3 protein-coding genes are annotated in these 2,929 nt (G+C 30.4%); 2 read left to right on the forward strand and 1 reads right to left on the reverse strand.

Annotated elements, in window-relative coordinates:
• Positions 1-530 precede the first annotated feature (530 nt).
• Positions 531-1,151: a nitrilase-related carbon-nitrogen hydrolase gene (locus Q0C16_RS06950; RefSeq protein WP_292320757.1), complete on the reverse strand. Its 621-nt coding sequence runs from the start codon at positions 1,149-1,151 to the stop codon at positions 531-533.
• A 295-nt stretch (positions 1,152-1,446) separates the two neighbouring features.
• Here Q0C16_RS06950 and Q0C16_RS06955 point away from each other — a divergent pair, with 295 nt between their 5' ends.
• Complete coding sequence (locus Q0C16_RS06955; protein WP_292320758.1) at positions 1,447-2,295, forward strand: DMT family transporter; 849 nt, start codon at positions 1,447-1,449, stop codon at positions 2,293-2,295.
• A gap of 222 nt (positions 2,296-2,517) precedes the next feature.
• Positions 2,518-2,929 (forward strand): AMP-binding protein (locus Q0C16_RS06960; protein ID WP_292320760.1); only part of this gene is annotated, 412 nt, incomplete at its 3' end.

Genomic DNA, 2,929 nt, shown 5'->3' on the forward strand with positions numbered 1-2,929 from the left:
TATTATTACAACAACTACGATAATTCCATATAAAGCTCCCTTAGACAGAGATCTATAGGCTTTCAATAGCTCTCACCCACTCTAATTTAATCAAACTAACAAAGGATGTTTATAAGGTTAATTGTTTAAATTATGTGAATAATTTTTATATAATTGTAAAAAATAGAAACTCTTGCCTTTAGAGAAAATATAATTTTAGATACTATTTTCCAAATAATTTTTAACAATATAATAATGGTCCTTCCAAATCGATATAACATGTAAGATTGAAAAACAATAATTATTCTAACCTACTACCTTGAAGGGACGAGTATTCCTTGAAATTCCTTGATAAGAAAGTGCCTTATATGCACTAGAAATTTTTGTTTCCTCAATTGTTGACAAGATGAATTCGTATTGCCTAAATCGAAAACATAATGGTCTGTTAAGATTAAAATCTTTATTTCTAGAAAAGACTAAATTTATGGTCTATTTCATCAATTCACAAGAAAGAAAATAGAAGTATCTCTTGAAAATTTCTTCGTGAAAAATTATTCATCTATCCATAAAGGCCTTTGCGGTTTTTTGTTAAGTTCAAGTTTAAATATATCAAACCTATTATAATAACCTAAAATATCATGTATTTCTTTTTGTTCAATAATTTTAGATAAATCAACATCAACTATGAGTATTCCCTCATCGCCTATTAACGGACCAGCAATTACCTTACCTGAGGGATCAATTGCTAAAGAAACTGGAGGCTGCACGCTCTCCAAAATTTCTTTGGAGCCCTTAAAACCGTCTTCCAAAATATCTATTGTATATTTGTCTAAGGCTACAGAGGCAGCTATAGTAAATACCTTTCCCTCAAATGAATGAGCTGTAGTCCTTATTTTTATCGCCTCAGATAAATCGTATTGATTCTTTACCTGCCTAGAAAATGGCCATGCAGGTGGATATGTAGCTATGTGCATTTCTTCTCCCTGAGCTAAAAGAGAGAACCTTGCTAATGGATTTGTGTTTTCACCACATATTAATACACCAATCCTTCCAATTTCAGTATCTACCACACTTAAAGTAGAACCGTCTCCTCTTGCCCATGTTAGCATTTCTGCCCATGTAGGTACTATTTTTCTATGATTAAGTAATAATTTTCCTTCTCTATTAAACATTAGATTTGAATTCCACATGGTTCCTGGCGATTCTTTACTTTTTTTTCTGTTATACCTACTGAAAGATAGATATCATTTTCTTTAGCAATTCTACTTAGTTTTTCAAAAATGGGTAGCAATATTATAGATATTTCTCAATATAAAAATATGATAGTATCGTTTAAACTTCAAAATATCGATGAAAAAAGTTATATGATGATTATGCTTAATAATTAGGTTCAACAAAAATTTAATAATCCAATGTATAAAAATAATTTGGAAATAAAAGTTGAGTTTAATAAGTTATCCCCTAGCGGTGTTACTTGCTTTAGGATCTGGAATAGGGTTTGCCATAAATGATGCAGTCACAAAACTAAAAATTAAAGGAAATAGTTCTATGTCTTTAACATTTGTTTCACTAATTTTTGGCTTACCAATAATTCTGATTTCTTTACTAATACCAATAGGCAAATTAACTATGACATTTAATTCCTTAATTTTTTATCTAATAGCAGGTATAGTTAATTTTACTATTGGAAGATCTTCCTTATATGCCTCAATATCAAGATTAAGCTCAAGTGGAGGAAGCATATTGTCTAGTACAAGCGCTTTGTTTGGATTCTTAATGGGATGGATTTTATTAGATGAAAAAGTAACAGTAATTATGGCAATAGGCGTAATTTTAATCATGATAAGCGTCTATATAGCTTCCGGCGGATTTAAAAATAATTTGTCATTGACAGGAATTATCTTTGGCCTAATAACAGGTCTTTCAATAGCCATTGCTGTAGTTCTAATTAAATTAGGAGATCAGAATGGCGGGCAACCAGTTTTGGGCACATTGATTGCATACTTATCTGGTATTGCATTTAGTTACATTGGATTTAAAAGAAATCCTATAAAAGTAATAGAATTAAAAAGATTGGCTTATCCATTGGCTATAATGGGAACAGCTGCAGCAGCAGGGCAAATTATGAGATATATCGCTTTATTAACTGCAGAAGCCAGTGTTGTAGCACCACTACAAAATATAAGACCTGTTGTAGCAACATTTATTTTATTGGCTTTTGGGATTGATGAAGATAAAAGGCCAAAGAAATATCATTGGATAGCAGCTATTTTAGCTTGCATAGGAGCAGCTCTCGTTAGCATTAAGTTTGCTTAAAAACTATGAATCGTAATCTGAACATACAAACAAATATAGGTATAAACAACTCTATTCCAATACTCTAAACGCTTAACCATTAAAACTTCTAGAATGTTCATTGTTAACTCTAATAGTTAAATAATTCCATGAAAATAGACCTTATAAATTTTTTTCCTTATCAGTTATAATGTTTGGATATATCTGTGTATTCACTAATATAATGAACGAAAGGTGAGATTAATGGGAAAACCCCAAAAGTATGAACTTACCTTGGATAAACTCTTTTTGGCTACGCTAATTAGATCACCAGAAAAAGAAATAGTATATAGAAATATTAAGAGATATAATTATGTTGAATTTAACCAACGAATTAAGCGATTAGCTAACGGGTTGAAAAATATTGGTTTAGGAAAAAATTCTAAAATAGGAATAATTGATTGGAATACGAATTATTTTCTTGAATCTTTATTTGCAGTTCCATATACTGGAGCAGCATTACACACAATTAATCTTAGACTAGCACCTCAAGAAATATTGTATACTATTAATTATGTAAAAGACGACGCTCTAATATTAAGAGACGAATTTATTCCATTAGCTGAAAAATTAGCACCATCGATTACATTTATAAAACAATGGATCATAACAAGTG

It is taken from the genome of Caldisphaera sp., from assembly GCF_023256325.1.
Taxonomy (GTDB): Archaea; Thermoproteota; Thermoprotei_A; order Sulfolobales; family Acidilobaceae; genus Caldisphaera.

Bases quoted from the DNA above. Each gene is read 5' to 3' on its own strand.
- Q0C16_RS06950 (WP_292320757.1), bottom strand. From the start codon at position 1,151: ATGTTTAATAGAGAAGGAAAATTATTACTTAATCATAGAAAAATAGTA.